The sequence below is a fragment of the Wolbachia endosymbiont (group A) of Cydia amplana genome (genome assembly GCF_964028495.1).
In the GTDB taxonomy this organism is placed as follows: Bacteria; Pseudomonadota; Alphaproteobacteria; order Rickettsiales; family Anaplasmataceae; genus Wolbachia; species Wolbachia pipientis.
On sequence record NZ_OZ034792.1, the window covers coordinates 281,787 to 307,803 of the forward strand.

A 26,017-nucleotide genomic window follows, 5' to 3' on the forward strand; every position below is an offset into this window, starting at 1 on the left:
ACTACTTTGTTAATTTGCTATGTTTATTAACACAAGTTAAGATTTTTAAGAATATTAAAATGCTAAGATTTTTTAAGCGAGAGAAAAGTACTGAATCGTTAGATAAGGATATAAATTGGAATTCAAACCGCTACAGCACAGTTATTGCTCAAAGGAATATTCTACTTTTATTTGCGTTAATATTATTAGCAACGATCTCTATCAGCATATTAGTCATATTTAAAATTAGCACAAGTAGCACTATTGAGCCATTTGTTATAGAAATTGACAAGAAATCTGGAATAGTGCAATTGGTTGATCCTGTCACAGTAAAGCAGTATTCTGCAGATGAAGCGCTGAACGATTATTTTATTTCAGAGTATATAAAAGCAAGGGAGGTTTTTGATCCATATCATTATAATTATAACTATTATACAAAGGTGAGGTTGTTTTCCTCATCTAATGTGTATAATGAATTTAGAAATTATATAGGATCGCAGAATATGGATGATCTTTTTAATTTATATTCAGATACCAAAAATGAATTTAAAATTCGCTCGATTCAAAAATTGGGTAACGATGCTCTTCAGGTGAGGTTTTTTGTGGAATTTATACGGAAAGATGGAAGTTCCACAAGAAAAAATAAGATAGTTATTATGTCATATAGATATGCATCGCTTGAAATGAATGATCAGCAAAGATATATTAACCCATTAGGGTTTCAAGTTATTTCATATAGAGTAGATGATGAATATGTATAGGATATTATTAGTTTTAGTTTTACTTGTAAGTAGCAATTTAAACGCATCCATTAATTATAATGAACCTATTTCTGTAGATAGTAGAATAAAGACTTTTGTGTATAGCCCTAATGAAGTATTTACGGTGGTTTTTAGTCAGGGTTACTATTCTTATATTGAATTTGCGGAAGGAGAAAAAGTTAAAAATATCGCTGTTGGTGATGCATCAAGTTGGAAAATTAATCCTTATGACAATAAATTGCTTATCATGCCATTTGAAGTTAGTAGCCGCACTAACATGATTATTACGACAACTAAAAAAAGAAATTACATTTTTGATTTAATCTCAAGGCCAAACTACGATAAATACCTGGACACTAATGCTAAGAAAGTGGATCACGATTATTCTGCTGAAAAGGATATATCTTACGTAGTACGTTTTTATTATCCTCAAGAAGAAGGTGAATTTGATGTTGATTTAGATGAGGTTTCTTTACCTACTCAAATGCAGTATACTACAGACAAGCTAGAAAAAATAATACAAGAAAATGATACGAAGTATAATTATACATATATTGATGAAGGTGGTAATGCGGATATAGTTCCGATTGAGTTATTTGATGATGGTTATTTAACCTATTTAAAATTTAGAAATAATAATAAAATACCTCAGATTTTTGTAGAAGGGGAGGATAAACCTTGTAAAAGGCTGTTATTTGATGATTATGTTATAATAAAAGGGGTACATAAAAAGCTATTTATGCGTTATGAAGATGATGAAGTTGAAATTATAAATAGGTCACTTTAGCTGTGGTACATGCAATATGAATAAAGAAAGGCGTAACAATTCAGAAGATGAGTCAGAAATAGAGAACAAGGTAGTAACAGTTGGCTCTAATCAAGGTCATAGGGCATTGATGGTTATGATTTTAGTGCTTCTGGTTGGTGTAGTGTATTATTTCTATTTTAGTCCTTCTCATAAAGAGGATTCAGAAGTTATTAAAAAAGAGGAAACAAAGCAAAACGTTCAAGAATTTAAAGGAAAGTTGGAACAAGTTCCAGATAATGTAATAGTTCCAGAAAGAATAATAACCGATTCCTTACCACCCTTACCTCCTCTTCCTACACCACAAATCGTACCAGAAATAAAACAAATTAAAAAAGAAGAAGAGAAACCAAAAGAAACCCCTGTGTCAAATATACCTATTTTGCCAAAGCCAAATTTTCCTTCTAGTAATGTTATTAGCAATTTACCTACCTCGTTTCCTACAATAGGGGGCGGAGGTTATCCTAGAGACAGACGTAGTGCACAAATGTTAACAATTTCAGGTAGTAGTGGAGAGAACAAGGCTGCTGATGCTATTTTATCCGACACTTCAGCACAGTCGAGCAAAGCTACCAGAGTAGGAAAGCTTGGTTTAATGATTACTCAAGGTAAAATTATTGATGCTGTTCTTGAAACTGCAATAAATTCTGATCTGCAAGGAATGCTGCGTGCTATGGTGAGTAGAGATGTTTATGCAGAAACTGGTGATACAGTTTTAATACCTAAAGGCTCAAGATTGATAGGTAGTTATTCATTTGACTCGAATGTTGCTAAATCTCGTGTAAATATAAACTGGAATAGAGTGATTCTGCCACATGGAATAGATGTTGCCATCTCATCACTTAGTACTGACGAGCTTGGTAGAGCAGGGATAGCGGGAATAGTTGATAATAAAATAGTAAGTGCGTTATTCTCTTCAGTGGCACTTGCTGGTGTTTCAATTAGTTCGGCTGTTATAGGGCAAAAGGCTTCTAATCTTATCGATGCGCTAACTGCCATGGATGCAGTGAAGTCTATTACTGCAACTGAAATAGATATTTCTTCTCTCAAAGGGGCTATTGTTGAGAGATTGGAGGATGCTATAAAAACTGAAGTTGGGAAGGTAGGAGACGAAAAATGGAAATTGGGTCTTAGGGCTATTGAAAAAATTCGGGATGCTAAAAGTGATCAGGATTTACTGAGAATAATAAAGGAAGAAATAGTAAGTGTGATAAAAAGTTCTGGAGCTAGTGGAGTTGATGCAATTACTAGTGACAATATCGGTATAACTTTAGACGATGTACGTCAACTGTTGAGGCAAACTCAGAAAAGAAGCAAATCTGTTTATGATGAAGCAATCGGGAAATCAATCAATGATTTTTCTAAAGACATGCGAGATATAGTGGGCAGATATACAGATAAAAAACCAACTATTTATGTTGATCAAGGCACTGCATTGAAAGTATTTGTTAACCAAGATATAGTATTTCCTCCACAGGCAATATTAAATCAATGAAATGAACTATGCTGCACTTGATACATATTTGGAGCCATTACAGGGCATATTTCAAGAAGAAGGCGTAAATGAAATATCAATAAATAAGCCAAAGGAAGTATGGATTGAAAATCGTGGTGAAGTAAGGTGTGAAAAATTAGAAATATTCGATCTTAACCATTTGAAATCTCTTGGCAGACTGATTGCTCAAGCTACAGAACAAAAGCTTAGCGAAGAAGCGCCGTTACTTTCGGCAACATTACCAAATGGTTATCGTATACAGATAGTATTTCCGCCAGCATGTGAGCCTGATAAAGTAGTCATGTCGATTCGTAAGCCTTCTAGCATGCAATTAGCACTCGATGATTACGAAAAAATGGGGGCTTTTTCTGAAACTGTTACAGAAGCAACTGATAATCCAGTTGACCGTCATTTGGATTTACTGTTAAGGCAAAAAAAAATAAAAGAGTTTTTAGAATACGCTGTAATAAGTAAGAAAAATATTATAATTAGTGGTGGAACTTCCACTGGTAAGACTACTTTTACTAATGCTACTTTGCGTGCTATTCCAGATGAGGAAAGAATTATTACTGTTGAGGATGCAAGGGAAATCGTTTTGAACGATCATCCCAATAAAGTCCATCTAATTGCCTCTAAAGGAGGGCAGGGTAGAGCAAAAGTAACCACTCAAGATTTGATAGAAGCGTGCTTACGTTTAAGGCCAGACAGAATAATAGTTGGTGAGCTCCGTGGAGCGGAAGCTTTTAGTTTTCTTAGGGCGATAAATACTGGTCACCCTGGATCAATATCAACCCTTCATGCGGATAGTCCAACAATGGCCCTTGAGCAAATAAAACTGATGGTTATGCAAGCAAACCTTGGCATTCCTCCAGACCAAATTATACCATACATTAGAAATGTGATTGATATTGTTATTCAGCTAAAAAGAACCGGTGGGGGCAAAAGAAGCATTTCTGAGATATTATTTACTAGATCTGCGAGCGAAAATGCTTAAATTTATACATAAGTTAAGGAAGAGTAGTTTATGAGTAATGGAAATCACCTACGTAATATTCTCATAGGAGGTGTAGTAGCTTTTAGCGTACTTGAGTTTTGCTTCTATCTATCTGGTATATTGTTTGTTCTGTTTGCTGATGGTCCGGATGCTGTGGATTTTAAGGCAATTAATCCTAGTTTGACGCCTTTCCCTCAAGCTCTTTGGCCAACGATTTTTGATCATATACAATATTGTTGGCATCATCCAGAGTTATATAGCCTTGAGCTCAAAATCACATTAATTATATCTTCTGCACTGCCTATCATTGTTTTAATGATTATCTTATGGAATTTAAGAGAAAGGATAATTGAGTGGCGACCATTTAAAAAGAAGGAATCACTTCATGGAGATTCGCAGTGGGCATCAGAGAAAGACATACGAAAAGCAGGATTAAGAAGCAAAAAGGGATTATTGCTTGGTAAAGATAAAAGAGGATACTTCATTTCTGATGGGTTTCAGCATGCATTGTTATTTGCACCTACAGGTTCTGGTAAGGGTGTTGGCTTTGTAATTCCTAATTTATTATTTTGGACTGACTCGGTAATTGTACACGACATAAAATTAGAAAACTATGAAATAACAAGTGGTTGGCGAGAACGACAAGGACAAAAAGTATACGTATGGAATCCAGCGCAGCCAGATGGAATAAGTCACTGTTACAATCCATTACAATGGATTAGTGAAAAACCTGGGCAGATGGTTGACGATGTGCAGAAAATAGCTAACCTAATCATGCCTGAACAAGACTTTTGGCAGAATGAAGCAAGAAGCTTATTTGTTGGAGTGGTATTATACTTACTTGCTGCACCAGAGAAAGTTAAATCTTTTGGTGAAGTTGTGCGTACGATGCGTAGTGATGACGTGGTTTATAATCTTGCTGTTGCTCTTGATACAATGGGTAAAATACTACACCCTGTAGCATATATGAATATTGCAGCTTTTTTACAAAAAGCTGATAAAGAAAGGTCAGGTGTTGTATCAACCATGAACTCATCACTTGAATTGTGGGCAAACCCATTGATTGATACTGCAACTGCGTCAAGTGATTTTAATATTCTAGATTTTAAAAAGAAGAAAATTACAGTTTATGTTGGTTTAACTCCTGACAACTTGACTAGGCTCAGGCCTTTAATGCAGGTTTTTTACCAACAGGCAACTGAGTTTTTATGTAGAAAATTGCCATCGGATGACGAGCCTTATGGCGTATTGTTTTTAATGGATGAGTTTCCTACACTTGGAAAAATGGAGCAATTTCAAACAGGTATTGCATATTTTCGTGGTTATCGAGTTAGGTTATTCTTAATTGTTCAAGATACTGAGCAGCTCAAAGGAATATACGAAGAAGCAGGGATGAACTCCTTTTTGTCAAACTCGACTTACAGAATAACTTTTGCAGCCAATAATATTGAAACAGCTAATTTAATATCGCAACTTATAGGAAACAAAACTGTACAACAAGAATCGTTGAATAAGCCTAAATTTTTAGATTTAAATCCTGCTTCAAGGTCATTACATATCTCTGAAATACAGAGAGCATTGCTATTGCCTCAAGAAGTTATTATGTTGCCACGTGACGATCAGATAATTTTAATAGAGTCGACTTACCCAATTAAATCAAAGAAAATTTTGTACTACAGTGATACCACCTTCACAAGAAGGCTGCTCAAACAAACTCGTGTGCCTACACAAGAACCATATGACCCAAACAAAGTTCTTTCTGCCGCTGCGAGCAAAGATAAGGTTAATAACGAGGGGAATAATGTTCTTGAGGGACCTAATTCAGTTGATTATCCTGCTGAAACTAAAACCGAAGATGCAGTATATGATGAATCAGATGAATTTGCAGACGAAGATATTGATGATGAAGATATCGACGATAAGTTTGAAGATGATGACGAGGAAGATGAGGATAGGAGCGATGATGGGTTTGATGACGAAGAAGAGGAGGATAAATTAAAAAATGACGAGAAGTAAGGTTAACTTTGCCTATTTTTAGCTCAGAAAAGTGCAAGTTATGCAAATAATTAGCTTTTTCATATTAAGCCATTTTTAATTAATTAGTATTAGATTAGCTATTTTAACTAGGGGAGTAGTAATGATTAGTAAAAAAACATTAGCGGTTACAGCATTTGCTTTATTGTTGTCACAACAATCTTTTGCAAGTGAAACAGAAGGGTTTTACTTTGGTAGTAGGTATTACGGTCAATATTTAAATAACACAAGCGTACTAAAAACAAGCACTACAGGTATCAAAAATTTGTCTATAAATGACAGGGGTGCTCAGAACACAGAAGGTCAGTCACTAAGTGAGTATAAAGGAGATTATAATCCACCTTTTGCTGCAAATGTGGCATTTGGTTACACAGGAGAATTGGGTAACAACAGCTATAGGGCTGAATTGGAAGGGATGTATTCTTCTGTAAAAGTGGATAATATTGGTTTAACAAGTAGCCAAATAACTGTTTCATACCTAAAGGAGACTGGTGAGGATCCTAATAAAGAAACTTATCTCTATAGTGCTGCAGTTAGTCATGACCAAATTGAGAACATATCTGTAATGGCAAATGTTTATCATCATTGGAAAAGTGACCGTTTCTCTTTTTCTCCTTACGTTGGTATTGGGATCGGTGCAACAAGAATGACGATGTTTGAAAAACCGTCAATAAGACCCGCAGGTCAATTAAAAGCTGGCTTTGACTATCGCATAAACGAAGATGTAAATATGCATATCGGATATAGAGGTTTTGGTGCTATTGGTAGCGATATTAAGCTTACAGCAAAAAGGTTAGGACAAGTGGTAGACGACCCTAATAATGATAAAAAAAAGAAGCTTAATCCTAGCTCAGGTAGCAAAGTAACTGAGGAAATAAATATAGGTAATCAACTATTTCACACACACGGTATAGAGGCTGGTCTTACTTTCCATTTTGCCAGCAAAGCTTAAACATGTTGCCCTTTAAAAAATGCATAAAACCGTTCCTGTCGTCCTATGGCTTGACCATAGGATCTAGTTAAATATAGATCCAAGTAGTCACGCTACTTGGATGACTAGGTAGAGGGTACTGGGATGATATAGGATAATATGGGATGAAGGCAAAAAAACATTAGCTATGTTCTTTTCACAACAATGCATCTCTTCATTCCCGCTAAGTCATATACATATTCCTGAAAAGCTAATTCGTATGAGGGGATTATTTTGTCAATATTGCTTTGATCTTCACCTATCTCCAATATCGCAAACCCATTTTTTTTAAGGCACTTTCTCAATATTGGAAAAATGCTCAAATAACAGCTCAAACCATCAATACCACCATCAAGGGCAATTCTTGGTTCCTTTTGCACTTCAGCTTGCAAGTCTTTCAATTTGCTTCTTTTAATATATGGAGGATTACTGATTATAAGATCGAATGAACCTCTGCACTCTGTCCACGAACTTGGAAATATTTTGGCTCTGCTGAGAAGATCATGTTTTTTTGTGTTCTGATAGGCAACTTTATATGCTTCCAAGCTTTTTTCAAAACCGACGCCAACAGCATATTCATACTCACTAAGTACGGATATCAATAAACAACCTGTGCCTGTACCAAAATCTGCAATTTTTAGTTTCTGTTTTTTGTTTGGGTAATATTTTAACACTGCTAGGATTATTGTTTCACTATCTGGCCTTGGATCTAAAACATGCTGGTTAACTATAAAATTTTTACTCCAGAATTCACGATTACCTATTATTTGCGATATTGGATATCTTTCCGCTCTTTTTTTTGTTAATTTCCAAAATAAAAGTTCTTTCTCCATCGGCACTTGATCAGCATGGTTCACAATTATAAATGATCTTTCCACTCCAAGTACGTGCTGCATGATGATTTCACAATCTAAATGTGGTGATTCAACTTTATGTGACGATAATAACTCCGATCCTTCTTGAATTAAAGTGCTGATTGTTTTCATTATTCTAAAAATATGTTTCTTTCAGCCAAAAATAGCAAGATGAGCTTCCAGTTTAGGGTAGCTGCGCTAAATCCCAGTGTCAAGCACGCAGCTGTACGAACATTGCAATTTGCAGATCCAAGTAGCTTGACTACTTGGATCCAGCTAAGTTGGTGAGCATAAAAGTATAGCTAATGCGAGCTTTACGTCATACCGTCACGGTATCTCTAGATTCCGCTAACACGTAGCGGGACGACGAGGTCAGGGTGTCATCCTAGTACCTTCTCCTGTCATCCCAGTGCCCTGACTACTTGGATCCAGGAAAAAGAATGGTGTCATCCAAGTAGCCTCCCTCCCCTGTCATCCCAGTGCCCAGACACTGAGATCCAGAAAAGTTTGCTTGTAAGCAAGCAAACTAGCACAGAAAGTGGTTACAACATTTTCGATGAGATTATATGGAAAACTGGATTCCAGTGTCAAGCACTGGAATGACACCTTCCTGCTCAGTTCATGTTGCCATAAATATTAAGAAATTTACCAAGCAAAAAAAAAGGCAAAAGAAGCCCTAGTCATTGTCTATTTTCAGTATTGGCGTTTTTTAAGTCTTAAACACTGCAATTTAGCTGCTTTTAAATGCAACTCACCTTAGTTTAAATGTTTAAGAAATTTACTAAGCAGAAAAAAAGGCAAAAGATATCCCGTATTAGCTAGTTGTCACTCTCTAATCCTGCAAATTGGCGTACTATACTGTCTTAAACGCTTTATAAGCGCGTTTCAGCTTATATAGGTAAAAACCCAGAAATGTTGTGAAGACGTAAAGTGTGCATAGTGCAAAAAATTAAAAATAAGACGCCAATTACGTAATACTGTTGTCATTTAATCTGCACAGATTGAAGATAAATGAATACCTTCAGTACCATGATAATGGGGCTGGCGAAGGGTGTCAAGTAAGTTTTTTCGTTTCTACTGAATGACAGTTGTGGCTTGGGAGGTAGTGCAAGAAGTCTACTGATGGCTTTCAAGGCAGTTGAGCTTAATTATTAGAGTAGTAATGTTTATTTTTATATTGACTATTGAGGTTTATTATTTTATAACTAAAAACTTAGTTATTTTAATGAGCTTGAGTTTATAACATATGCCTACGATAAATCAATTAATACGTAAGGGTAGATTAGGATTGACCCATAAGAAAAAGGTACCAGCTTTGGGAGAAAGCAACCCTCAAAGGAGAGGTGTTTGCACTAAGGTGTATACTACAACTCCTAGAAAGCCTAACTCAGCACTCCGTAAAGTAGCCAGAGTAAAAATTAGTGGGTATGGTGAAGTGACGGCTTATATACCTGGTGAAGGTCATAATTTACAAGAACACTCTGTTGTTTTGATACGTGGTGGGCGGGTTAAAGATTTGCCAGGTGTGCGTTATCACATAATAAGAGGTGCCCTTGATCTGCGTGGTGTGCAAAATCGAAAGAAAGCTCGTTCAAAATATGGTGTAAAGAAATCTGGTTAAAGTTTATGGCTCGTCGGAATAAAGCAAAAAAAAGAGAAATAAGTCCTGATTCGCGTTACGGCAGTGTTTTGCTGATGCGTTTCATTAATACAATCATGAAATGTGGTAAAAAATCTACTGCAGAAAAGATTATCTATGACGCTTTGTCTTTAGCTGAAAAGAAAATAGGCGAAGGTGGGTTATCAATTTTTGAGACAGCAGTAGGAAATGTTACTCCTTCTATAGAAGTGCGTTCTCGACGCATTGGTGGTGCAACTTATCAAGTGCCTGTTGAAGTTCGACAAGATAGAGCGGTTTCTTTAGCGTTAAGGTGGATTGCTAAAGCAACTTCTGTTGCTCGAAAAAAGAGTGGAAAAACCACTGTTGATTGTTTGCAATCTGAAATACTGGATGCTTATAATAAACGCGGTGGTGCGTTTAAGATGTGCGAAGAAAAATATAAAATGGCTGAAGCTAATAAGGCATTTTCTCATCTTCGTTTTTAATGTTAGCTAATTAATTGTGATATGGAAATTGGAATATCTAAATACAGAAATATAGGGATAATGGCTCACATAGATGCTGGTAAGACTACCACAACAGAGCGTATTTTATTTTATACTGGTAAGCAAAATAGAATTGGTGAAGTGCACGATGGTGCAGCTTCTATGGATTGGATGGAGCAGGAAAAAGAGCGTGGTATTACAATCACATCTGCTGCAACAACATGTTTTTGGAATGATCATAGGGTCAATATAATAGACACTCCTGGTCACGTTGATTTCACTATTGAAGTTGAGAGATCTTTAAGGGTTTTGGATGGTGCAGTTGCTGTATTTGATGGAGTTGCTGGAGTTGAACCTCAATCTGAGACAGTGTGGCGTCAAGCTGATAAATATAGCGTTCCTCGTATCTGCTTTGTTAATAAGATGGATAGAATAGGGGCAAATTTTTATCGATGTGTTGATATGATAAAGACGAAGCTTGGTGCAGCACCTTTAGTTATTCATTTACCAATAGGGAGTGAGAAAGATTTCAAAGGTATAATTGACCTTATTTCTATGAAAGCCATTATATGGCAAGAAGAAACGTTGGGCGCTAAATTTTCTTATGAAGATATTCCTTCTGATTTGCTTGATAAGGCTCAAGAATATCGAAATCTTTTATTAGATGCTGCAGCTGAGATGGATGATGAAGCGATGAATACTTACTTTGAGTCTAATGATCTGCCAGTGGATTTACTGAAAAAATGCGTGAGAAATGGGACCATTAAAGGAAAATTTGTTCCTGTGTTATGTGGATCAGCTTTTAAAAATAAAGGCGTACAACCACTTTTAGATGGTGTAGTTGACTTTTTACCTTCTCCTATTGATGTTGATGTAATTGTTGGAATTGATCCTAAAGATTCAGAAAAGAAAATTGAGGTCAAACCTTCAGAAAAAGAGAAATTTGTTGCTCTTGCATTTAAAGTGATGACGGATAAATTTGTAGGCAGCTTGACGTTTATCCGTATTTATTCTGGTAAATTAAAGTCTAAATCTACCGTTTCAAATGCGTTAAAAAACGAAACTGAAGGGATTGGCAGAATGTTACTTATGCATGCAAATAACCGAGAAGATATAACTGAGGCTAGGGCTGGAGATATAGTTGCTTTAGTTGGGCTAAAGAAAACAACCACCGGAGATACTTTATGTTCTGTTGATTTTCCTATATTATTGGAGCGTATGGAATTTCCTGAGCCTGTTATTGAAATTGCTGTGGAACCTAAAACCACTTCAGATCAGGAAAAATTAGGTATTGCTCTAAATAGGTTGGTTGCAGAAGATCCTTCTTTGAGAATGTCAGTAAATGCGGAAAGTGGCCAGACTATATTGAAAGGCATGGGTGAGCTCCATCTTGAGATTATTGTTGATAGAATGAAGCGCGAATTTAACGTTGAGGCTAACGTCGGTGCTCCTCAGGTTGCATATCGTGAAACTATCACTAAATCTGTTGAAATTGATTACATTCATAAAAAACAATCTGGTGGAGCTGGTCAGTTTGCTAAGGTTAAAATAAAATTTGAACCTCTTGAGCCTGGTTCTGGGTTTCAATTTGAAAGTAAAATTGTAGGTGGTGCTATTCCAAAAGAGTATATTCCTGGGGTAGAAAATGGCTTGGAGTTGATAAAAGAAGGTGGTGTAATTTCGGGATTTCCGTTGATTGATTTTAAGGCTACCCTTCTTGATGGTGCTTTTCATGAGGTTGATTCTAGTCCTTTAGCTTTTGAACTTGCTGCTAAAGGTGCTTTTAAAGAGATGGCAAATAAAGCTGGTCCAAAAATGCTGGAGCCTATAATGAAAGTTGAAATCATTACTCCTGAAGAATATATGGGTGATGTTATGGGTGATATAAATAGTAGAAGAGGAAATGTTGCTGATATGCTCGATTTAGGTAATAATAGTAAAATAATTACTGCTTCGGTACCTCTTGCAAATATGTTTGGTTATATCAACGTTTTGCGTTCTATGTCTCAGGGAAGGGCGCAGTATAGTATGCATTTTTCTTGTTATGAGCAAGTGCCACAATATGTGGTTGATGAGTTAAAGTTAGAGTATAATTAAGGGTAATAATTATGACAGCAGTAGTGGAAGCATTTGGAAAGCCGCATGTAAATGTGGGAACAATAGGACATGTGGATCATGGGAAGACGACGTTAACAGCGGCGATAACGAAGCATTATGGAAATTTTGTAGCGTACGATCAGATAGATAAAGCGCCAGAAGAAAGGAAGAGGGGGATAACGATAGCAACAGCGCATGTTGAGTATCAGACGGAAAAAAGGCATTATGCACACGTTGATTGTCCTGGACACGCTGACTATGTAAAGAACATGATAGTAGGTGCAGCACAGATGGATGCGGCGATATTGGTAGTGTCGGGGGTTGATGGGCCAATGCCACAAACGAGAGAGCATATATTGCTGGCGAAGCAGGTAGGTGTTGGATATATCGTGGTGTATATAAATAAAGCTGATGTTGCTGATGCTGATATGATAGATTTAGTAGAAATGGAAGTGAGGGAATTACTGAGTAAATACGGATTTCCAGGGGATGAAGTGCCTGTGGTGGTTGGTTCAGCGCTCAAGGCGCTGGAGGATGACAGCAGCGAATATGGAAAGAAATCAATAGACAAATTGATGGAAAAGTTAGATGAATATGTAGCGGTTCCACCAAGGCCTGTGGATTTACCATTTTTATTGCCAATCGAAGATGTATTTTCGATATCGGGGCGAGGAACAGTGGTAACAGGAAGAATAGAGAAGGGAGAGATAAAGACGGGAGAAGAGATAGAGATAATAGGTCTGAAAGCGACGCAAAAGACGATATGCACAGGTGTTGAGATGTTTAAGAAGTTGCTGGATAAGGGAAGTGCAGGACTCAATGTAGGAATATTGTTAAGAGGAACAAAAAGAGAAGAAGTGGAGAGAGGGCAAGTATTAGCGAAACCGGGGACGATAACACCGCATAGAAAGTTTAAGGCGGAGGTTTATATATTAAAGAAAGAGGAAGGAGGAAGGCATACACCATTTTTTGCGAATTACCAGCCACAGTTTTATTTAAGGACAACGGATGTAACTGGGAGCATAAAATTGCTAGATGGGAAGGAGATGGTAATGCCAGGAGATAATGTGAGTGTAGAAGTAGAATTGCAAGTACCGATAGCAATGGATAAGGGATTGCGTTTTGCGATAAGAGAAGGCGGTAGAACTGTTGGTTCTGGTGTTGTTTCTGAAATTTTGGAGTGAGAGTTTGAGTTATAGGAGTGTAGCTCAATTGGTAGAGCGCTGGTCTCCAAAACCAGAGGTTGTAGGTTCAATTCCTATCGCTCCTGCATTAATGTTGTGGTGGAAATGTTAAAAAGTTTGTGTGGTTTTTTCTGTGATATAAAGCAAGAAATACGAAGAATTGCTTGGGTAAAGAAACAGGAGGTGTTGTCATCTCTATTTGTTGTAATGATTGTTATATTATGCTTTTCGATTTTCTTCTGTTTTGTGGATTTTATGTCTCTTTACGTAATTAAGGCTTTATTTGGAATTATTTATGGAATGTGAATATAAATGGTATATCATTAAAGTTGATTATGGATATGAGCAAAACATACGCGAATTGGTAAGTAATGCTGTTTATTTTAAGGAAGTGTTTATTCCTTATCAAACGGTATGTAATTCAAAGTCTGATATAAAAGAGTTATGTGAAGTGTATGTATATATGCATCTGTGTGATGAAAGCAAAAATATTTTGAATCAAACGCCTGGATTCTGTAGTGGCGAATCTGGTGATTTTGAGATGATTTCAGATGATGAGATAAGTTTAAAGTGTAAAGAATTTAATAGATATAAATGGTATATCTTGAGAGTTGCTTCCAATTGTGAAGAGAAAGTGCGCCAACATATATTGGAAAATTCTATGAGATTGGGTGTTAATGATTACTTTAAGGAAGTTTTTATTCCATATGAAGAGCTAAGTGAAATAGAGTTAAAATCTAAGAAAATTGCTACACGAAGGAAATGCTTTCCTGGTTATGTCTTTTTATACGTGAATTTATGCGATGAAGTATTGAATTTTATCAATAATATACCAAAATCTCTTAAGGTTTATGGATTTTTGAAAAATGGTAATATTCCAAAGGTAATTTTGGATGATGAGATTCACTCAATGTGTAATGCACTTTATAATGCTCAAGAGACAAAGAAGTTAGGTTATGGTTATGAAAAAGGTGAAAAAGTGAAAATTAATGATGGTCTTTTTCAAAATTTTACTGGTAAGGTAAATATGGTAAACGATGAGAAAAAAATTATTAATGTGGAAGTATCGATTTTAGGTAAGCCGACAATAATAGAGCTTGATCTGGCTCAAGTAGAGAAAATAGAGGATTAATTATGAGTGTTGTAGTTGCTAAGATTAACTTACTTATGGAAGCTGGAAAAGCAGTTCCAGGACCAAAAATTGCTTCAGTACTTGGTCCGCGTGGTATACCTGTTCCTAAGTTTTGTGAAGCTTTTAATAAAGTTACTAGCGCTGCTAACGCTAATTATAAAGTAGGTGATTTAGTAACAGTGCGAATTTCCATAAAGGATGATCGCTCTCATGATTTTACTGTCAGCGGTCCTCCTGTGGCTTATTTACTTAAGCAGGAAGCTAAATTAAGTAAAGGTTCTGGTAATCCTGGTAAAGAATTAGTGGCTAAATTACCTATGTCTGCTATAATTAAAGTGGCAAAGTGCAAGATGGTTGATATGAAAGTGGATAATGAAGATTCAGCAGTGAAAATGGTTGTAGGCACTGCAAAATCTATGGGTATAGAAGTTGTGGAAGGTTAGGTAAATGAATACATATAATGGTAATCCTAAGCAGTGTTTGGAGAAGATTGTTGAGTCTGCTTCAGCAAAATTTAATGAATCAGTTGATGTTGCGGTCAATCTAGGCGTAGATTCATGTAAATCTGAAGAGCAGGTGCGTGGTACAGTAGTTTTGCCTAAAGGTATCGGGAAGAATATTAAAGTAGCTGTTTTCGCTCAAGATAAACATTTATTAGAAGCTGAAAAAGCTGGTGCTGATATTGCAGGAGGAGAGGATTTAGTTGAAGAAATAAAAAAAGGTAGAAAATTAGATGTTGATTGGTGCATTACTACTCCTGATTTTATGGCAAAAATCACTCCTATTGCAAAAGTATTGGGTGCTAAAAGGCTGATGCCTAACCCTAAATTTGGTACTGTGACTTCTAACATTGCAGAAGCTATTAAAACCATTAAGTCTGGTCAGATAAAATTTAGAACAGATAAAAATGGTGTTATTCATGGTAAATTAGGAAATATTAAATTTGATATTGATGACTTGCTAGAAAATTTAAAAGCCTTTCTTAAAGTAATTAAAGATAATAAACCTATTTCTGTGAAAGGAGTTTACTTTAAGGGTGTTTTTTTAAATTCAACTATGGGTAAAGCTTATAAGATAAGCAAAGTGGAAGATATAATTTAAGGGAGCGATACCGTGAAGCGTAAAAATAAGGATGAATTTATACAGAACACAATAAACGTATTTGTAAATAATGATTTCTTAATATTAGTAAATTTTAAATCTATAAATGCTAATGATTCATTAATCCTGAGGAATAACCTGAAGTCTATAACAGGTGGGGTATTAGTAGTTAAAAATACTCTGGCTCGCTTGGCTTTGGAAAGGACTGGCAAATTTTCTTATTTATCAGGCAAATTTTCTGGTCCTGTTGCTATTATATACTCTAGTGGCATAGTAGAAGCTGCAAAGTTAATAGTTGATTTTGCTAATGCTAACAAAGAAAAAATGTCTGTGATTTGCGCGGCTCATTTAAATGAATTGTTAACAGTGGAAGATGTTAATAAACTGGCTAAGTTGCCTTCTCTGGATGAATTGCGTGTTAAAATTATGCGTTTAATATCTTATGATATTCCTGCTCGATTGGCGTTGTCTATTAATTCATCTTCTATGAGGCTTATGAGAGTTTTGGATTATTATAGTTCTAAAAAATAAATTTATTGTTAAGTAAGGTGGTAATTATGAGTAATGTAACAAGTGATTTGGTTGATAAAATATTATCTTTAAATCTATTAGAGGCTTCTGAACTTGTAAAAGTTCTAGAAGAGAAAATAGGGTTGCCTGCTGGTTCTTTTCTTGGTGGAGCTGTTGGTGCTGGGGCGCCTGTTGGCGATAATGCTGCTGCTCCTGCTGCTCAAGAGAAAGTTGAATATAAAGTTGTGATTAAAGAAATTGATGCGAGTAAAAAAATAGGAGTTATTAAAGCTGTGAGAGAGGTTAATTCTACATTGGGTTTAAAAGAAGCAAAAGAGTTGGTTGAATCTTTACCTAAAGATTTGACTGCTAATGTTCCTAAAGACGAAGCAGAAAAAATCAAGCAAAAACTTATTGAAGCAGGAGCAACTAAAGTGGAGCTTGAATAATATTTAATGTATTAATTTTATATTGATATAGCTCTTTTAATTAGTTTGGGGTATTTTAATGGTTGATTCTTCTTATATGTACGCTTCTGGTGCTTTTGTTCCTAGAGTTTCTTATTCTAGGTCGATTGATTTAAGAGATTCTTTATTGGATTTGGTTAAGGTTCAAAAAGAATCGTATGATTCATTTACTCCTCAGAATAAGGGTAATGAAAGACTTGAAGTTATCTTTCATACAATCTTTCCAATAAATGATCCTTTGCGTAGGGCTACTATTGAGTTTATAAGTTGTAGGGTGGATGATCCTAAGTATGATGAATCTGAGTGTATAAAGCGTGGTGTAACTTTTTCTGCTCAGGTTATTGCTTCTATACGTCTTGTTGTTATGCAGGATGGTATTTCTCTTGATGAATATAAATCGATTAAAGAGAGTGGAGATCATTCTAAACTTGCAACCGTTGTAAAATCTATAGAAGAGCAGAAAGTCCACTTTTGTGGGTTGCCTATGATGACTGATAAGGGCACTTTCATCATTAATGGTGTGGAAAAAGTTATCGTCTCACAAATGCATAGGTCTCCTGGTGTATTCTTTGATAGCGATAAGGGAAAAACTTACAATTCTGGTAAATTGATCTATTCTGCTAGAATTATTCCTTATAGGGGTTCTTGGCTTGATATTGAATTTGATGTTAAAGACCATTTGTATTTTCGTGTTGATAGAAAAAGAAAATTGCCAATCTCAGTTTTATTAAAGGCGTTGGGTTTATCAAATAATGATATACTCGATAGATTTTATGAGAAAATAAAGTATGTAAAACATAAAGATGGTTGGAAAGTGCCTTTTGTTCCTGATAAATTTAAAGGAGTGAGGCTGCCTTTCGACTTAATGGATATTGAAGGTAATGTGCTGCTTAAAGCTAACGTTCGTATTACCTCAAGACTAGCTAAAAAGCTATATGATAATGAATTGAAAGAGTATCTGGTTCCTTTTAATTCTATATGTGGTTTATTCCTCGCAGAAGATTTAATGGATAGTGCTAGCTCTACGAAAATTTTATCTGCTGGTGAATCTATAAAGCTGGAAGACATAAAGAAGCTTGAGTTATTATCTGTAGATGAAATATCAGTGTTGAACATAGATAATTTGTTTGTTGGACCTTATATATTAAATACGCTTTTCTTAGATGAAAACATGTCTTATCAGGATGCACTATATGAAATATATAGAGTTTTGCGTCCTGGTGAAGTTCCTGTTTTAGAGATAATAGAAGAGTTTTTCCGTAATCTTTTCTTCAGTCCGGAATATTATGATTTGTCTAACATTGGTAGGTTGAAGCTTAACTCTTACCTTGGATTAAATTATGATGAGGATTTAACTGTTTTAACGCATGAAGATATTATTGAAATTGTGAAAAAAATAGTATTGTTACGTGACGGTCAAGGATCTGTAGATGATATTGATCATTTAGGAAACAGAAGAGTAAGATCAGTTGGAGAGTTTATAGAAAATCAATTTAGAACTGGGTTGTTGAAATTGGAACGCGCAATAGTTGATTCTATGTCCACTTCTAGTTTAGATAAAGTTTCTCCATCTGATTTTATTAATCCAAAAGTGTTAACTAATGTCTTAAGAGATTTCTTCAATTCTTCTCAATTATCTCAATTTATGGATCAGACTAATCCGTTATCTGAAATAACACATAAAAGAAGGTTATCCGCGTTAGGTCCTGGCGGTTTAACAAGAGAACGGGCAGGATTTGAGGTGCGTGATGTTCATCCAACTCATTATGGAAGAATTTGCCCTATTGAGACTCCTGAAGGGCAAAATATAGGGTTAATCAACAGCTTAGCTATATACGCGCGTATTAATAAATATGGTTTCATTGAAAGCCCTTATAGAAAAGTAGTCAATAGGGTTGTTACTGATCAAATTGAGTATCTTTCTGCTATAGACGAAGGCTCACATCATATAGCTGACACTAGCGTAAAGCTTGATGAAAATAATTGCTTTGTTGATGACATGCTATACTGTAGATATGCTGGTAGCTTCGTCATGGTAAGTAGCGACCAAGTTAGTTACATTGACGTATCTCCTAAGCAGGTAATATCAGTTGCAGCTTCCTTGATTCCATTTTTAGAAAATGATGATGCTAATAGAGCATTAATGGGCTCAAATATGCAACGTCAGGCCGTACCTTTATTGAAGCCTACCGCTCCTCTGGTTGCTACTGGTATGGAGTCTTTTGTAGCTTCTGGCTCTGGTGCTGTAGTTTTAGCAAAACGCGATGGCATAGTTGATAGTTCTGATAGTAACTCTATAGTTATACGTGCTTTTGATAAAGAAAGGGTTAACTACTTGGACGTAGATATTTATCATCTAAGGAAGTTTCAGCGTTCTAACCATAATACTTGTATTAATCAAAGACCGCTAGTGTGCGTAGGTGATTATGTTAAAAAGGGTGATGTAATAGCTGATGGTCCTGCAATTAACAGTGGTGAGTTGGCGCTTGGTAAAAATTTGCTAGTCGCTTTTATGTCTTGGCAAGGTTATAATTTTGAAGACTCTATTATTATTTCTAGTGAAGTTGTTAAAAAAGATCTCTTTACTTCTATTCATATAGAAGAATTTGACTGTGTTGTACATGATACCCCTTTAGGATCAGAAAAAATAACTCGTGCTATACCTGGTGTTAATGAAGAAAATCTATATCACTTGGATGATAGTGGTATAGTGAAAATTGGTACAAGAGTTGGTCCAGGCTATATTCTGGTAGGTAAAGTTACACCTAAACCTTCTCTTTCATTGCCTCCTGAAACGAAGTTATTAATGACAATTTTTGGTGAAAAGTCATTCGATTGTGCGGATTCCTCTTTATATACATCTCCAGATGTTGAAGGGACAGTAATTGATGTACAAGTCTTTACACGCAGGGGGGTTGAAGAAAATGAAAGGGCATTACTCATCAAACAAAAAGAGATAAATGACTTTGAGGAAGAGCGAGATTATATAATCAATGTTACTAGTGAATATTTCTATGATGAATTGAAGAAACTTCTTATTAATTCTGGTTCTCAAGATCGAGAAAAATTTGACTCTATTGAACGTGAGCAATGGTGGGGTATAGGATTAAAAAACCAATCCATTTCTGAGCAAGTTAAGAGCTTAAAAAAAGATTTTGATGAAAAAGTATCACATGCAATAGCACAGTTTAAGCGAAAAGTAGAAAAATTACATGAAGGTTATGACCTGCCTCAAGGTGTGTCGATGTCAGTAAAAGTTTTCATTGCTGTGAAACATAGTCTGCAACCAGGGGATAAAATGGCTGGTAGACATGGAAATAAAGGTGTGATTTCTCGAGTTGTGCCAGTGGAAGATATGCCTTATTTGGAAGATGGTACTCCTGTTGATATTATTCTTAACCCTCTTGGTGTTCCTTCACGAATGAATGTAGGGCAAATACTGGAAACGCATGTAGGTTGGGCTTGTAGAAAATTAGGGGAAAAGGTAAGTAATATTCTCGATGAGATCAATAAGATCAAAAGTGCTTTTTGCAAGGGAATTAGGTCCCTTAACGATGATAATTTTACACAATTTGCAGTAGCATACCTTGATAATAAAAAAATTGAAAATATTGATGATGATGAAATAACGGCTTCTGTTTTAAATACACCTAATAAGAATGCACTAAATGACGAGTTGAATGAGTTAGTAGAGAACTATTTGAACTCTTGTAAAAGTTCATACAGCAATTTACGTAACTTCCTGATTGAGGTTTATAGCTATGGCAGTAACGTATCTATCTGTAATGATATTCGTAATATTAGTGATAATAATCTCATTGAATTTGCACGCAAATTACGTGATGGCGTTCCTGTTGCTGCACCTGTATTTGAGGGTCCAAAAGATGAACAAATAGCAAAATTATTTGAACTTGCTGGTTTAGATAACTCTGGACAAGCTGTATTATATGACGGTTGCAGTGGTGAAAAATTCGACCGCAAGGTTACAGTTGGTTACATGTACATGCTTAAGTTGCACCACTTGGTTGATGGTAAAATTCATGCGCGTTCAGTAGGGCCTTATAGTTTGGTTACTCAACAACCTCTTGGAGGAAAATCTCATTTTGGTGGTCAGCGTTTTGGTGAAATGGAATGTTGGGCATTACAAGCCTATGGTGCTGCTTATACTTTGCAGGAAATGTTAACTGTGAAGTCTGATGATATTAATGGTAGAGTTAAGATTTATGAATCGATAATAAAAGGTGACAGTAATTTTGAATGTGGAATTCCTGAATCCTTTAATGTGATGATAAAAGAACTACGTTCTTTATGTTTAAATGTAGATTTAAAGCAAAATGATGTAGTGATTGAAGATATATCTCACACTAACATTGCACAACCTTTTAATGAGGTTAGCATATCGATTGCTAGCCCTGAAAGTATTAAGCGTATATCTTGTGGTGAGATAGAAGATGTTTCAACTGCAAATTATCGTACGTTCAAAGTTGAGAAAGGTGGATTATTTTGCCCTAAGGTTTTTGGCCCTGTCAATGACGATGAATGTTTATGTGGAAAATACAAAAAAAGAAGACACAGAGGTCGCATATGCGAAAAATGCGGAGTAGAAGTTACATCTTCTAAAGTAAGAAGAGAAAGGATGGGTCATATAGAGCTTGCATCTCCTGTTGCTCATATATGGTTTTTGAAATCGCTTCCTTCAAGAATTGGAGCATTATTAGATATGTCTCTCAGAGATATTGAGAATATTTTATATAGCGATAATTATATCGTAATAGATCCTCTTGTTTCGCCTTTTGAAAAAGGTGAGATTATTAGTGAAAAAGCTTATAATGAAGCTAAAGATAGCTATGGGATCGATAGTTTTGTAGCTATGCAAGGTGTTGAAGCTATAAGAGAGTTGCTAACGCGCCTTGATTTACATGAAATTAGGAAGGATTTAAGACTAGAATTAGAATCTGTTGCTTCTGAGATAAGAAGAAAGAAAATTATAAAGAGATTGCGTATTGTTGAAAACTTCATTAAATCTGGAAATAGGCCTGAGTGGATGATACTTACAACTATACCTATTTTACCACCTGATTTGCGTCCTTTGGTATCGCTTGAGAGTGGTCGTCCTGCAGTTTCTGATCTGAATCATCATTATAGGACTATTATTAATAGAAATAACAGGTTGAGGAAATTGTTGAGCTTAAATCCTCCTGAGATTATGATTCGTAATGAAAAAAGGATGTTACAAGAAGCAGTTGATTCTCTTTTTGATAATAGTTGTCGTAATACTTTGGTAAATAAAGCTGGTGCTGTTGGATATAAAAAGTCCATTAGTGATATGTTAAAAGGAAAACAGGGTCGTTTTCGCCAGAACCTCTTAGGAAAAAGGGTAGACTACTCTGGACGTTCTGTAATAGTTGTTGGTCCAACTTTGAAACTAAATCAGTGTGGATTACCAAAAAGAATGGCTCTTGAACTATTCAAACCTTTTGTTTACTCAAAGCTTAAGATGTATGGTATGGCTCCAACTATTAAGTTTGCTAGTAAGTTGATAAGAGCAGAAAAACCAGAAGTTTGGGATATGCTTGAAGAGGTAATAAAAGAGCATCCTGTTTTGTTGAATAGAGCGCCTACGCTACATAGACTTGGTATTCAGGCTTTTGAGCCAATCCTTATTGAAGGCAAAGCAATACAGCTTCATCCGCTTGTCTGTACGGCGTTTAATGCTGATTTTGATGGTGATCAAATGGCAGTGCATGTGCCAATTTCATTGGAAGCTCAGCTTGAAGCTAGGGTGTTGATGATGTCCACTAATAACGTTTTAAGTCCTTCTAATGGCAGACCGATTATAGTTCCTAGTAAAGATATAGTACTTGGTATATATTATCTGACTTTACAAGAACCTAAGGAAGATAATTTACCATCTTTTGGTGCTTTTTGTGAAGTTGAGCATTCCTTGAGTGATGGTACTTTACATATTCATTCTAGTATAAAGTATAGGATGGAGTATATTAATAGCAGCGGTGAAACTCACTATAAAACTGTTTGTACAACTCCTGGCCGTTTAATATTATGGCAAATTTTTCCTAAGCATGAGAATCTAGGCTTCGATCTAATAAATCAGATATTAACAGTCAAGGAAATAACTGGTATAGTTGATTTGGTATATCGTAACTGTGGTCAAAGTGCTACAGTGGCATTTTCTGATAAATTAATGGTACTTGGCTTTGAGTATGCCACATTTTCTGGTGTCTCTTTTGGTCGTTGTGATATGGTTATACCTGAAACTAAAGCTACACATGTTGATCACGCGAGGGGTGAAATTAAGAAATTCTCTATGCAATATCAAGATGGGCTAATAACTAGAAGTGAGAGGTATAACAAGGTTATAGATGAATGGTCTAAGTGTACGGATATGATAGCTAATGATATGTTAAAAGCAATATCTATATATGATGGAAATAGTAAGTACAACTCAGTGTATATGATGGTTAACTCTGGTGCAAGGGGTTCTACTTCACAGATGAAACAGCTAGCAGGAATGCGAGGGCTCATGACCAAACCTTCTGGTGAGATTATAGAAACACCTATAATTTCTAATTTCCGTGAAGGATTGAACGTATTTGAATACTTTAATTCTACTCACGGTGCGCGTAAAGGTTTAGCTGACACTGCACTTAAAACTGCAAACTCTGGATACTTAACTCGTCGTTTAGTTGATGTATCTCAAAATTGCATAGTTACAAAGCATGACTGTAAAACAAAAAATGGTCTTGTTGTGAGAGCTACAGTTGAAGGAAGTACTATAGTTGCATCTCTAGAGAGTGTTGTGCTGGGTAGAACAGCTGCAAATGATATATATAACCCAGTGACAAAAGAATTATTAGTAAAAGCAGGGGAATTAATTGATGAGGATAAAGTAAAGCAAATCAGCATTGCAGGTCTTGATGTTGTAAAAATTAGATCGCCTTTAACTTGTGAAATAAGTCCTGGTGTATGTTCTTTATGTTATGGAAGAGACCTTGCAACTGGTAAAATTGTTTCAATAGGTGAAGCAGTTGGTGTTATAGCTGCTCAATCTGTTGGAGAGCCAGGTACTCAGTTAACGATGCGTACTTTTCATATAGGTGGAGTAATGACTAGAGGCGTTGAATCCTCGAATATTATAGCTTCTATTAATGCTAAAATAAAGTTAAACAATAGTAATATAATTATAGATAGAAACGGAAATAAAATTGTGATAAGCCGTTCCTGTGAAGTCGTGTTGATTGATAGCCTTGGTAGTGAGAAGTTGAAGCACAGTGTACCTTACGGCGCTAAGCTTTATGTAGATGAGAGTGGGTCAGTAAAAATTGGCGATAAAGTTGCGGAATGGGATCCTTATACATTGCCTATTATCACGGAGAAGACTGGTACAGTGTCTTATCAGGACTTAAAAGATGGAATTTCGATCACTGAAGTGATGGATGAATCTACAGGAATATCAAGCAAAGTAGTAAAAGACTGGAAATTGCATTCTGGTGGAGCTAATTTACGTCCTCGTATTGTGCTGCTTGACGATAATGGTAAAGTAATGACACTCGCAAGTGGCGTTGAAGCATGTTATTTTATACCAATCGGTGCAGTGCTCAATGTACAAGATGGCCAGAAGGTTCATGCAGGTGATGTTATTACAAGAACACCAAGAGAGTCAGTTAAAACTCGTGATATTACTGGTGGTTTACCGAGGGTTATAGAGTTATTTGAAGCACGTCGTCCTAAAGAGCATGCTATTGTTAGTGAGATAGATGGCTATGTAGCGTTTTCTGAAAAAGACCGTAGAGGAAAATGCAGTATATTAATTAAACCTGTAGATGAACAAATTTCTCCAGTTGAATATTTGGTATCAAGAAGTAAGCATGTAATAGTCAATGAAGGTGATTTTGTACGTAAAGGTGATCTATTGATGGATGGTGACCCTGATCTCCATGATATTTTACGTGTGCTTGGGTTAGAAGCTTTAGCGCACTATATGATTTCTGAAATACAGCAAGTTTATAGATTGCAGGGTGTTCGTATAGACAATAAGCATTTAGAGGTGATCTTAAAACAAATGCTACAAAAAGTGGAAATTACTGATCCTGGTGATACTATGTACTTGGTTGGCGAAAGCATTGACAAGCTGGAAGTTGATAGGGAAAATGATGCTATGAGTAACTCTGGCAAACGGTCTACTCATTATCTTCCTATTCTGCAGGGGATTACTAGGGCAAGTCTTGAAACTAGCTCCTTTATTTCTGCTGCCTCTTTCCAAGAGACAACAAAAGTACTTACAGAAGCAGCATTCTGCGGGAAGAGTGATCCTTTAAGTGGATTAAAAGAAAATGTTATAGTAGGAAGATTAATTCCTGCTGGTACAGGTTTGATTATGAATAAGATCAGAGCACTTTCACTTTGTGATAATGTGGATAAATATGAAAAATATTTTGATATTGAAACTTATGACGAGGAATGGTTGATGGATAATGGTTGTCATTTACACTCTGGTGAGGAAGAGAGCGTAGTGGCATACGATCAGTCGAATTGAGTACAGCTAGTGTGTCTCTTGACCAAAAAAGCCAATAATATTTTCTTTCACTTCTGTGCTATCTGTCATGTTATTTACTCTCACACGAAATTCAGATGAGCCTTGAAGCCCGCTACTGTACCAACCTATGTGTTTGCGGGCCATCTTTATTCCTGTGTCATTTCCATAGTACTCAAGAATATTGTCGTAATGCTCGAGTATGATGCTTAATCTCTCTGAAGCTGTTGGCTCAGAAGTTTCACTTCCACTGAGAAAGTTCATTGCTTGATTAATCAGCCAAGGTTTACCGTAGGCACCACGACCTATCATCACTCCGTCTGCTCCAGATTCTTTGAGAGCATTCTGAATATCATTTAAATTTTTAATATCGCCATTTACTATAACTGGAATTTTCACTTGCTCTTTAACATTTCTAACGAATTTCCAATCTGCTTGACCATTATAAAGCTGCGCTCTTGTTCTTCCATGCACAGTGATCATTTTTGCTCCTAAGTCTTCGGCAATTTTCGCAAGTCTCGGGGCATTGCGATTTTCATCGTTCCATCCAGTGCGCATTTTCACCGTAACTGGCATATTCACTGCTTTGACCACAGCTTCAATTATCTCAGCGGCTTTTTTCTCATCACGCATTAGCGCTGATCCTGCATAACCGTTTACAACTTTTTTAACAGGGCAACCAAAGTTTATGTCTATAATTTTTGCTCCCATGTCCTCGTTTAATTTTGCAGCCTCCGCCATAACATCTGGCTCACACCCAGCAAGCTGCACAGCAGTTAATGCATCGACTTTTGCTTTTTGCAAACTCTGGCGAGTTTGCATAATCATAGCTCTGCTTGCGATCATCTCTGAAACTAACAAACTTGCACCAAGTTTCTTCACAATACTTCTAAACGGATAATCAGTCACTCCAGACATTGGAGCTAAAATAACTGGAGAATCAATTGTCAAATTTCCTACTTGTAGGGACATATATT

19 protein-coding genes and 1 tRNA gene are annotated in these 26,017 nt (G+C 36.0%); 18 read left to right on the top strand and 2 right to left on the bottom strand.

Annotated features, from left to right (window positions below):
- The first annotated feature begins 59 nt into the window (after positions 1 to 59).
- The 6 genes from ABWU40_RS01410 (at position 60) to ABWU40_RS01435 (ending at position 7,020) form a co-directional block, all read left to right on the top strand.
- Positions 60 to 740: a virB8 family protein gene (locus ABWU40_RS01410; RefSeq protein ID WP_015588757.1), complete on the top strand. Its 681-nt coding sequence runs from the start codon at positions 60 to 62 to the stop codon at positions 738 to 740.
- Positions 727 to 1,527 (top strand): P-type conjugative transfer protein VirB9, encoded by an 801-nt coding sequence (virB9, locus tag ABWU40_RS01415; RefSeq protein ID WP_015588758.1) that lies wholly within the window; start codon positions 727 to 729, stop codon positions 1,525 to 1,527. The genes ABWU40_RS01410 and virB9 overlap by 14 nt, the downstream gene beginning before the upstream one ends.
- 16 nt (positions 1,528 to 1,543) lie before the next feature.
- Positions 1,544 to 3,040 carry a TrbI/VirB10 family protein gene (locus ABWU40_RS01420; protein WP_353279241.1) on the top strand — a complete coding sequence of 499 codons (1,497 nt, stop codon included), beginning with the start codon at positions 1,544 to 1,546 and terminating at the stop codon, positions 3,038 to 3,040.
- A 1-nt stretch (position 3,041) separates the two neighbouring features.
- On the top strand, positions 3,042 to 4,034 hold the full coding sequence (gene virB11 / locus ABWU40_RS01425) for a P-type DNA transfer ATPase VirB11 (protein ID WP_141456834.1): 993 nt from the start codon (positions 3,042 to 3,044) through the stop codon (positions 4,032 to 4,034).
- Between the two features lie 30 nt (positions 4,035 to 4,064).
- On the top strand, positions 4,065 to 6,050 hold the full coding sequence (locus ABWU40_RS01430; RefSeq protein ID WP_155968239.1) for a type IV secretory system conjugative DNA transfer family protein: 1,986 nt from the start codon (positions 4,065 to 4,067) through the stop codon (positions 6,048 to 6,050).
- 121 nt (positions 6,051 to 6,171) lie between these two features.
- Positions 6,172 to 7,020, top strand: a complete 849-nt coding sequence (locus tag ABWU40_RS01435) for a P44/Msp2 family outer membrane protein (protein WP_141456832.1) — start codon at positions 6,172 to 6,174, stop codon at positions 7,018 to 7,020.
- 164 nt (positions 7,021 to 7,184) lie between these two features.
- On the opposite strand, the gene prmC is transcribed toward ABWU40_RS01435, so the two are convergent.
- A complete protein-coding gene (gene prmC, locus ABWU40_RS01440) occupies positions 7,185 to 8,024 on the bottom strand; it encodes a peptide chain release factor N(5)-glutamine methyltransferase (RefSeq protein WP_010962305.1) in 840 nt (279 codons plus the stop codon).
- A gap of 1,114 nt (positions 8,025 to 9,138) precedes the next feature.
- Between prmC and rpsL the strand changes: the two genes are divergently transcribed.
- The 12 genes from rpsL (at position 9,139) to ABWU40_RS01500 (ending at position 25,043) form a co-directional block, all read left to right on the top strand.
- The gene (gene rpsL / locus ABWU40_RS01445) at positions 9,139 to 9,513 is read left to right on the top strand and encodes a 30S ribosomal protein S12 (protein WP_006279787.1); all 375 of its coding nucleotides are present in this window, start codon (positions 9,139 to 9,141) and stop codon (positions 9,511 to 9,513) included.
- 5 nt (positions 9,514 to 9,518) lie between these two features.
- A complete protein-coding gene (rpsG, locus tag ABWU40_RS01450) occupies positions 9,519 to 9,998 on the top strand; it encodes a 30S ribosomal protein S7 (protein ID WP_141456830.1) in 480 nt (159 codons plus the stop codon).
- Positions 9,999 to 10,019: 21 nt separating this feature from the next.
- Positions 10,020 to 12,095, top strand: coding sequence for an elongation factor G (fusA, locus tag ABWU40_RS01455; RefSeq protein WP_141456828.1), 2,076 nt, complete (start codon positions 10,020 to 10,022; stop codon positions 12,093 to 12,095).
- A gap of 11 nt (positions 12,096 to 12,106) precedes the next feature.
- The gene (gene tuf / locus ABWU40_RS01460) at positions 12,107 to 13,279 is read left to right on the top strand and encodes an elongation factor Tu (RefSeq protein WP_010962309.1); all 1,173 of its coding nucleotides are present in this window, start codon (positions 12,107 to 12,109) and stop codon (positions 13,277 to 13,279) included.
- A gap of 13 nt (positions 13,280 to 13,292) precedes the next feature.
- Positions 13,293 to 13,365 (top strand) — tRNA-Trp (locus ABWU40_RS01465).
- Between the two features lie 19 nt (positions 13,366 to 13,384).
- Positions 13,385 to 13,585: a preprotein translocase subunit SecE gene (gene secE, locus ABWU40_RS01470; RefSeq protein WP_022626186.1), complete on the top strand. Its 201-nt coding sequence runs from the start codon at positions 13,385 to 13,387 to the stop codon at positions 13,583 to 13,585.
- Positions 13,575 to 14,411: a transcription termination/antitermination protein NusG gene (gene nusG, locus ABWU40_RS01475; protein ID WP_015588764.1), complete on the top strand. Its 837-nt coding sequence runs from the start codon at positions 13,575 to 13,577 to the stop codon at positions 14,409 to 14,411. Before secE ends, nusG begins: the two co-directional genes overlap by 11 nt.
- A 2-nt stretch (positions 14,412 to 14,413) precedes the next feature.
- Positions 14,414 to 14,854, top strand: a complete 441-nt coding sequence (locus ABWU40_RS01480) for a 50S ribosomal protein L11 (RefSeq protein WP_015588765.1) — start codon at positions 14,414 to 14,416, stop codon at positions 14,852 to 14,854.
- Positions 14,855 to 14,858: 4 nt separating this feature from the next.
- Entirely contained in the window at positions 14,859 to 15,512 is a 654-nt protein-coding gene (gene rplA / locus ABWU40_RS01485) for a 50S ribosomal protein L1 (RefSeq protein WP_141456824.1), read from the top strand.
- A gap of 12 nt (positions 15,513 to 15,524) precedes the next feature.
- The gene (gene rplJ, locus ABWU40_RS01490; protein ID WP_015588767.1) at positions 15,525 to 16,043 is read left to right on the top strand and encodes a 50S ribosomal protein L10; all 519 of its coding nucleotides are present in this window, start codon (positions 15,525 to 15,527) and stop codon (positions 16,041 to 16,043) included.
- A gap of 26 nt (positions 16,044 to 16,069) precedes the next feature.
- Positions 16,070 to 16,471: a 50S ribosomal protein L7/L12 gene (gene rplL, locus ABWU40_RS01495; RefSeq protein WP_015588768.1), complete on the top strand. Its 402-nt coding sequence runs from the start codon at positions 16,070 to 16,072 to the stop codon at positions 16,469 to 16,471.
- 58 nt (positions 16,472 to 16,529) lie between these two features.
- On the top strand, positions 16,530 to 25,043 hold the full coding sequence (locus ABWU40_RS01500) for a DNA-directed RNA polymerase subunit beta/beta' (RefSeq protein ID WP_353279244.1): 8,514 nt from the start codon (positions 16,530 to 16,532) through the stop codon (positions 25,041 to 25,043).
- 6 nt (positions 25,044 to 25,049) lie between these two features.
- On the opposite strand, the gene dusB is transcribed toward ABWU40_RS01500, so the two are convergent.
- Complete coding sequence (gene dusB / locus ABWU40_RS01505; RefSeq protein WP_012673040.1) at positions 25,050 to 26,012, bottom strand: tRNA dihydrouridine synthase DusB; 963 nt, start codon at positions 26,010 to 26,012, stop codon at positions 25,050 to 25,052.
- Positions 26,013 to 26,017 lie beyond the last annotated feature (5 nt).

Excerpts from the sequence above, each read along its gene's own strand:
- ABWU40_RS01410 (WP_015588757.1), top strand. The coding sequence starts at position 60 with ATGCTAAGATTTTTTAAGCGAGAGAAAAGTACTGAATCGTTAGATAAG.
- ABWU40_RS01435 (WP_141456832.1), top strand. The coding sequence starts at position 6,172 with ATGATTAGTAAAAAAACATTAGCGGTTACAGCATTTGCTTTATTGTTG.
- ABWU40_RS01420 (WP_353279241.1), top strand. The coding sequence starts at position 1,544 with ATGAATAAAGAAAGGCGTAACAATTCAGAAGATGAGTCAGAAATAGAG.
- prmC (WP_010962305.1), bottom strand. The coding sequence starts at position 8,024 with ATGAAAACAATCAGCACTTTAATTCAAGAAGGATCGGAGTTATTATCG.
- rplA (WP_141456824.1), top strand. The coding sequence starts at position 14,859 with ATGAATACATATAATGGTAATCCTAAGCAGTGTTTGGAGAAGATTGTT.
- ABWU40_RS01500 (WP_353279244.1), top strand. The coding sequence starts at position 16,530 with ATGGTTGATTCTTCTTATATGTACGCTTCTGGTGCTTTTGTTCCTAGA.
- ABWU40_RS01480 (WP_015588765.1), top strand. The coding sequence starts at position 14,414 with ATGAGTGTTGTAGTTGCTAAGATTAACTTACTTATGGAAGCTGGAAAA.
- rpsL (WP_006279787.1), top strand. The coding sequence starts at position 9,139 with ATGCCTACGATAAATCAATTAATACGTAAGGGTAGATTAGGATTGACC.
- virB11 (WP_141456834.1), top strand. The coding sequence starts at position 3,042 with ATGAACTATGCTGCACTTGATACATATTTGGAGCCATTACAGGGCATA.
- dusB (WP_012673040.1), bottom strand. The coding sequence starts at position 26,012 with ATGTCCCTACAAGTAGGAAATTTGACAATTGATTCTCCAGTTATTTTA.
- rpsG (WP_141456830.1), top strand. The coding sequence starts at position 9,519 with ATGGCTCGTCGGAATAAAGCAAAAAAAAGAGAAATAAGTCCTGATTCG.
- secE (WP_022626186.1), top strand. The coding sequence starts at position 13,385 with ATGTTAAAAAGTTTGTGTGGTTTTTTCTGTGATATAAAGCAAGAAATA.
- tuf (WP_010962309.1), top strand. The coding sequence starts at position 12,107 with ATGACAGCAGTAGTGGAAGCATTTGGAAAGCCGCATGTAAATGTGGGA.
- rplL (WP_015588768.1), top strand. The coding sequence starts at position 16,070 with ATGAGTAATGTAACAAGTGATTTGGTTGATAAAATATTATCTTTAAAT.
- virB9 (WP_015588758.1), top strand. The coding sequence starts at position 727 with ATGAATATGTATAGGATATTATTAGTTTTAGTTTTACTTGTAAGTAGC.
- nusG (WP_015588764.1), top strand. The coding sequence starts at position 13,575 with ATGGAATGTGAATATAAATGGTATATCATTAAAGTTGATTATGGATAT.
- fusA (WP_141456828.1), top strand. The coding sequence starts at position 10,020 with ATGGAAATTGGAATATCTAAATACAGAAATATAGGGATAATGGCTCAC.
- ABWU40_RS01430 (WP_155968239.1), top strand. The coding sequence starts at position 4,065 with ATGAGTAATGGAAATCACCTACGTAATATTCTCATAGGAGGTGTAGTA.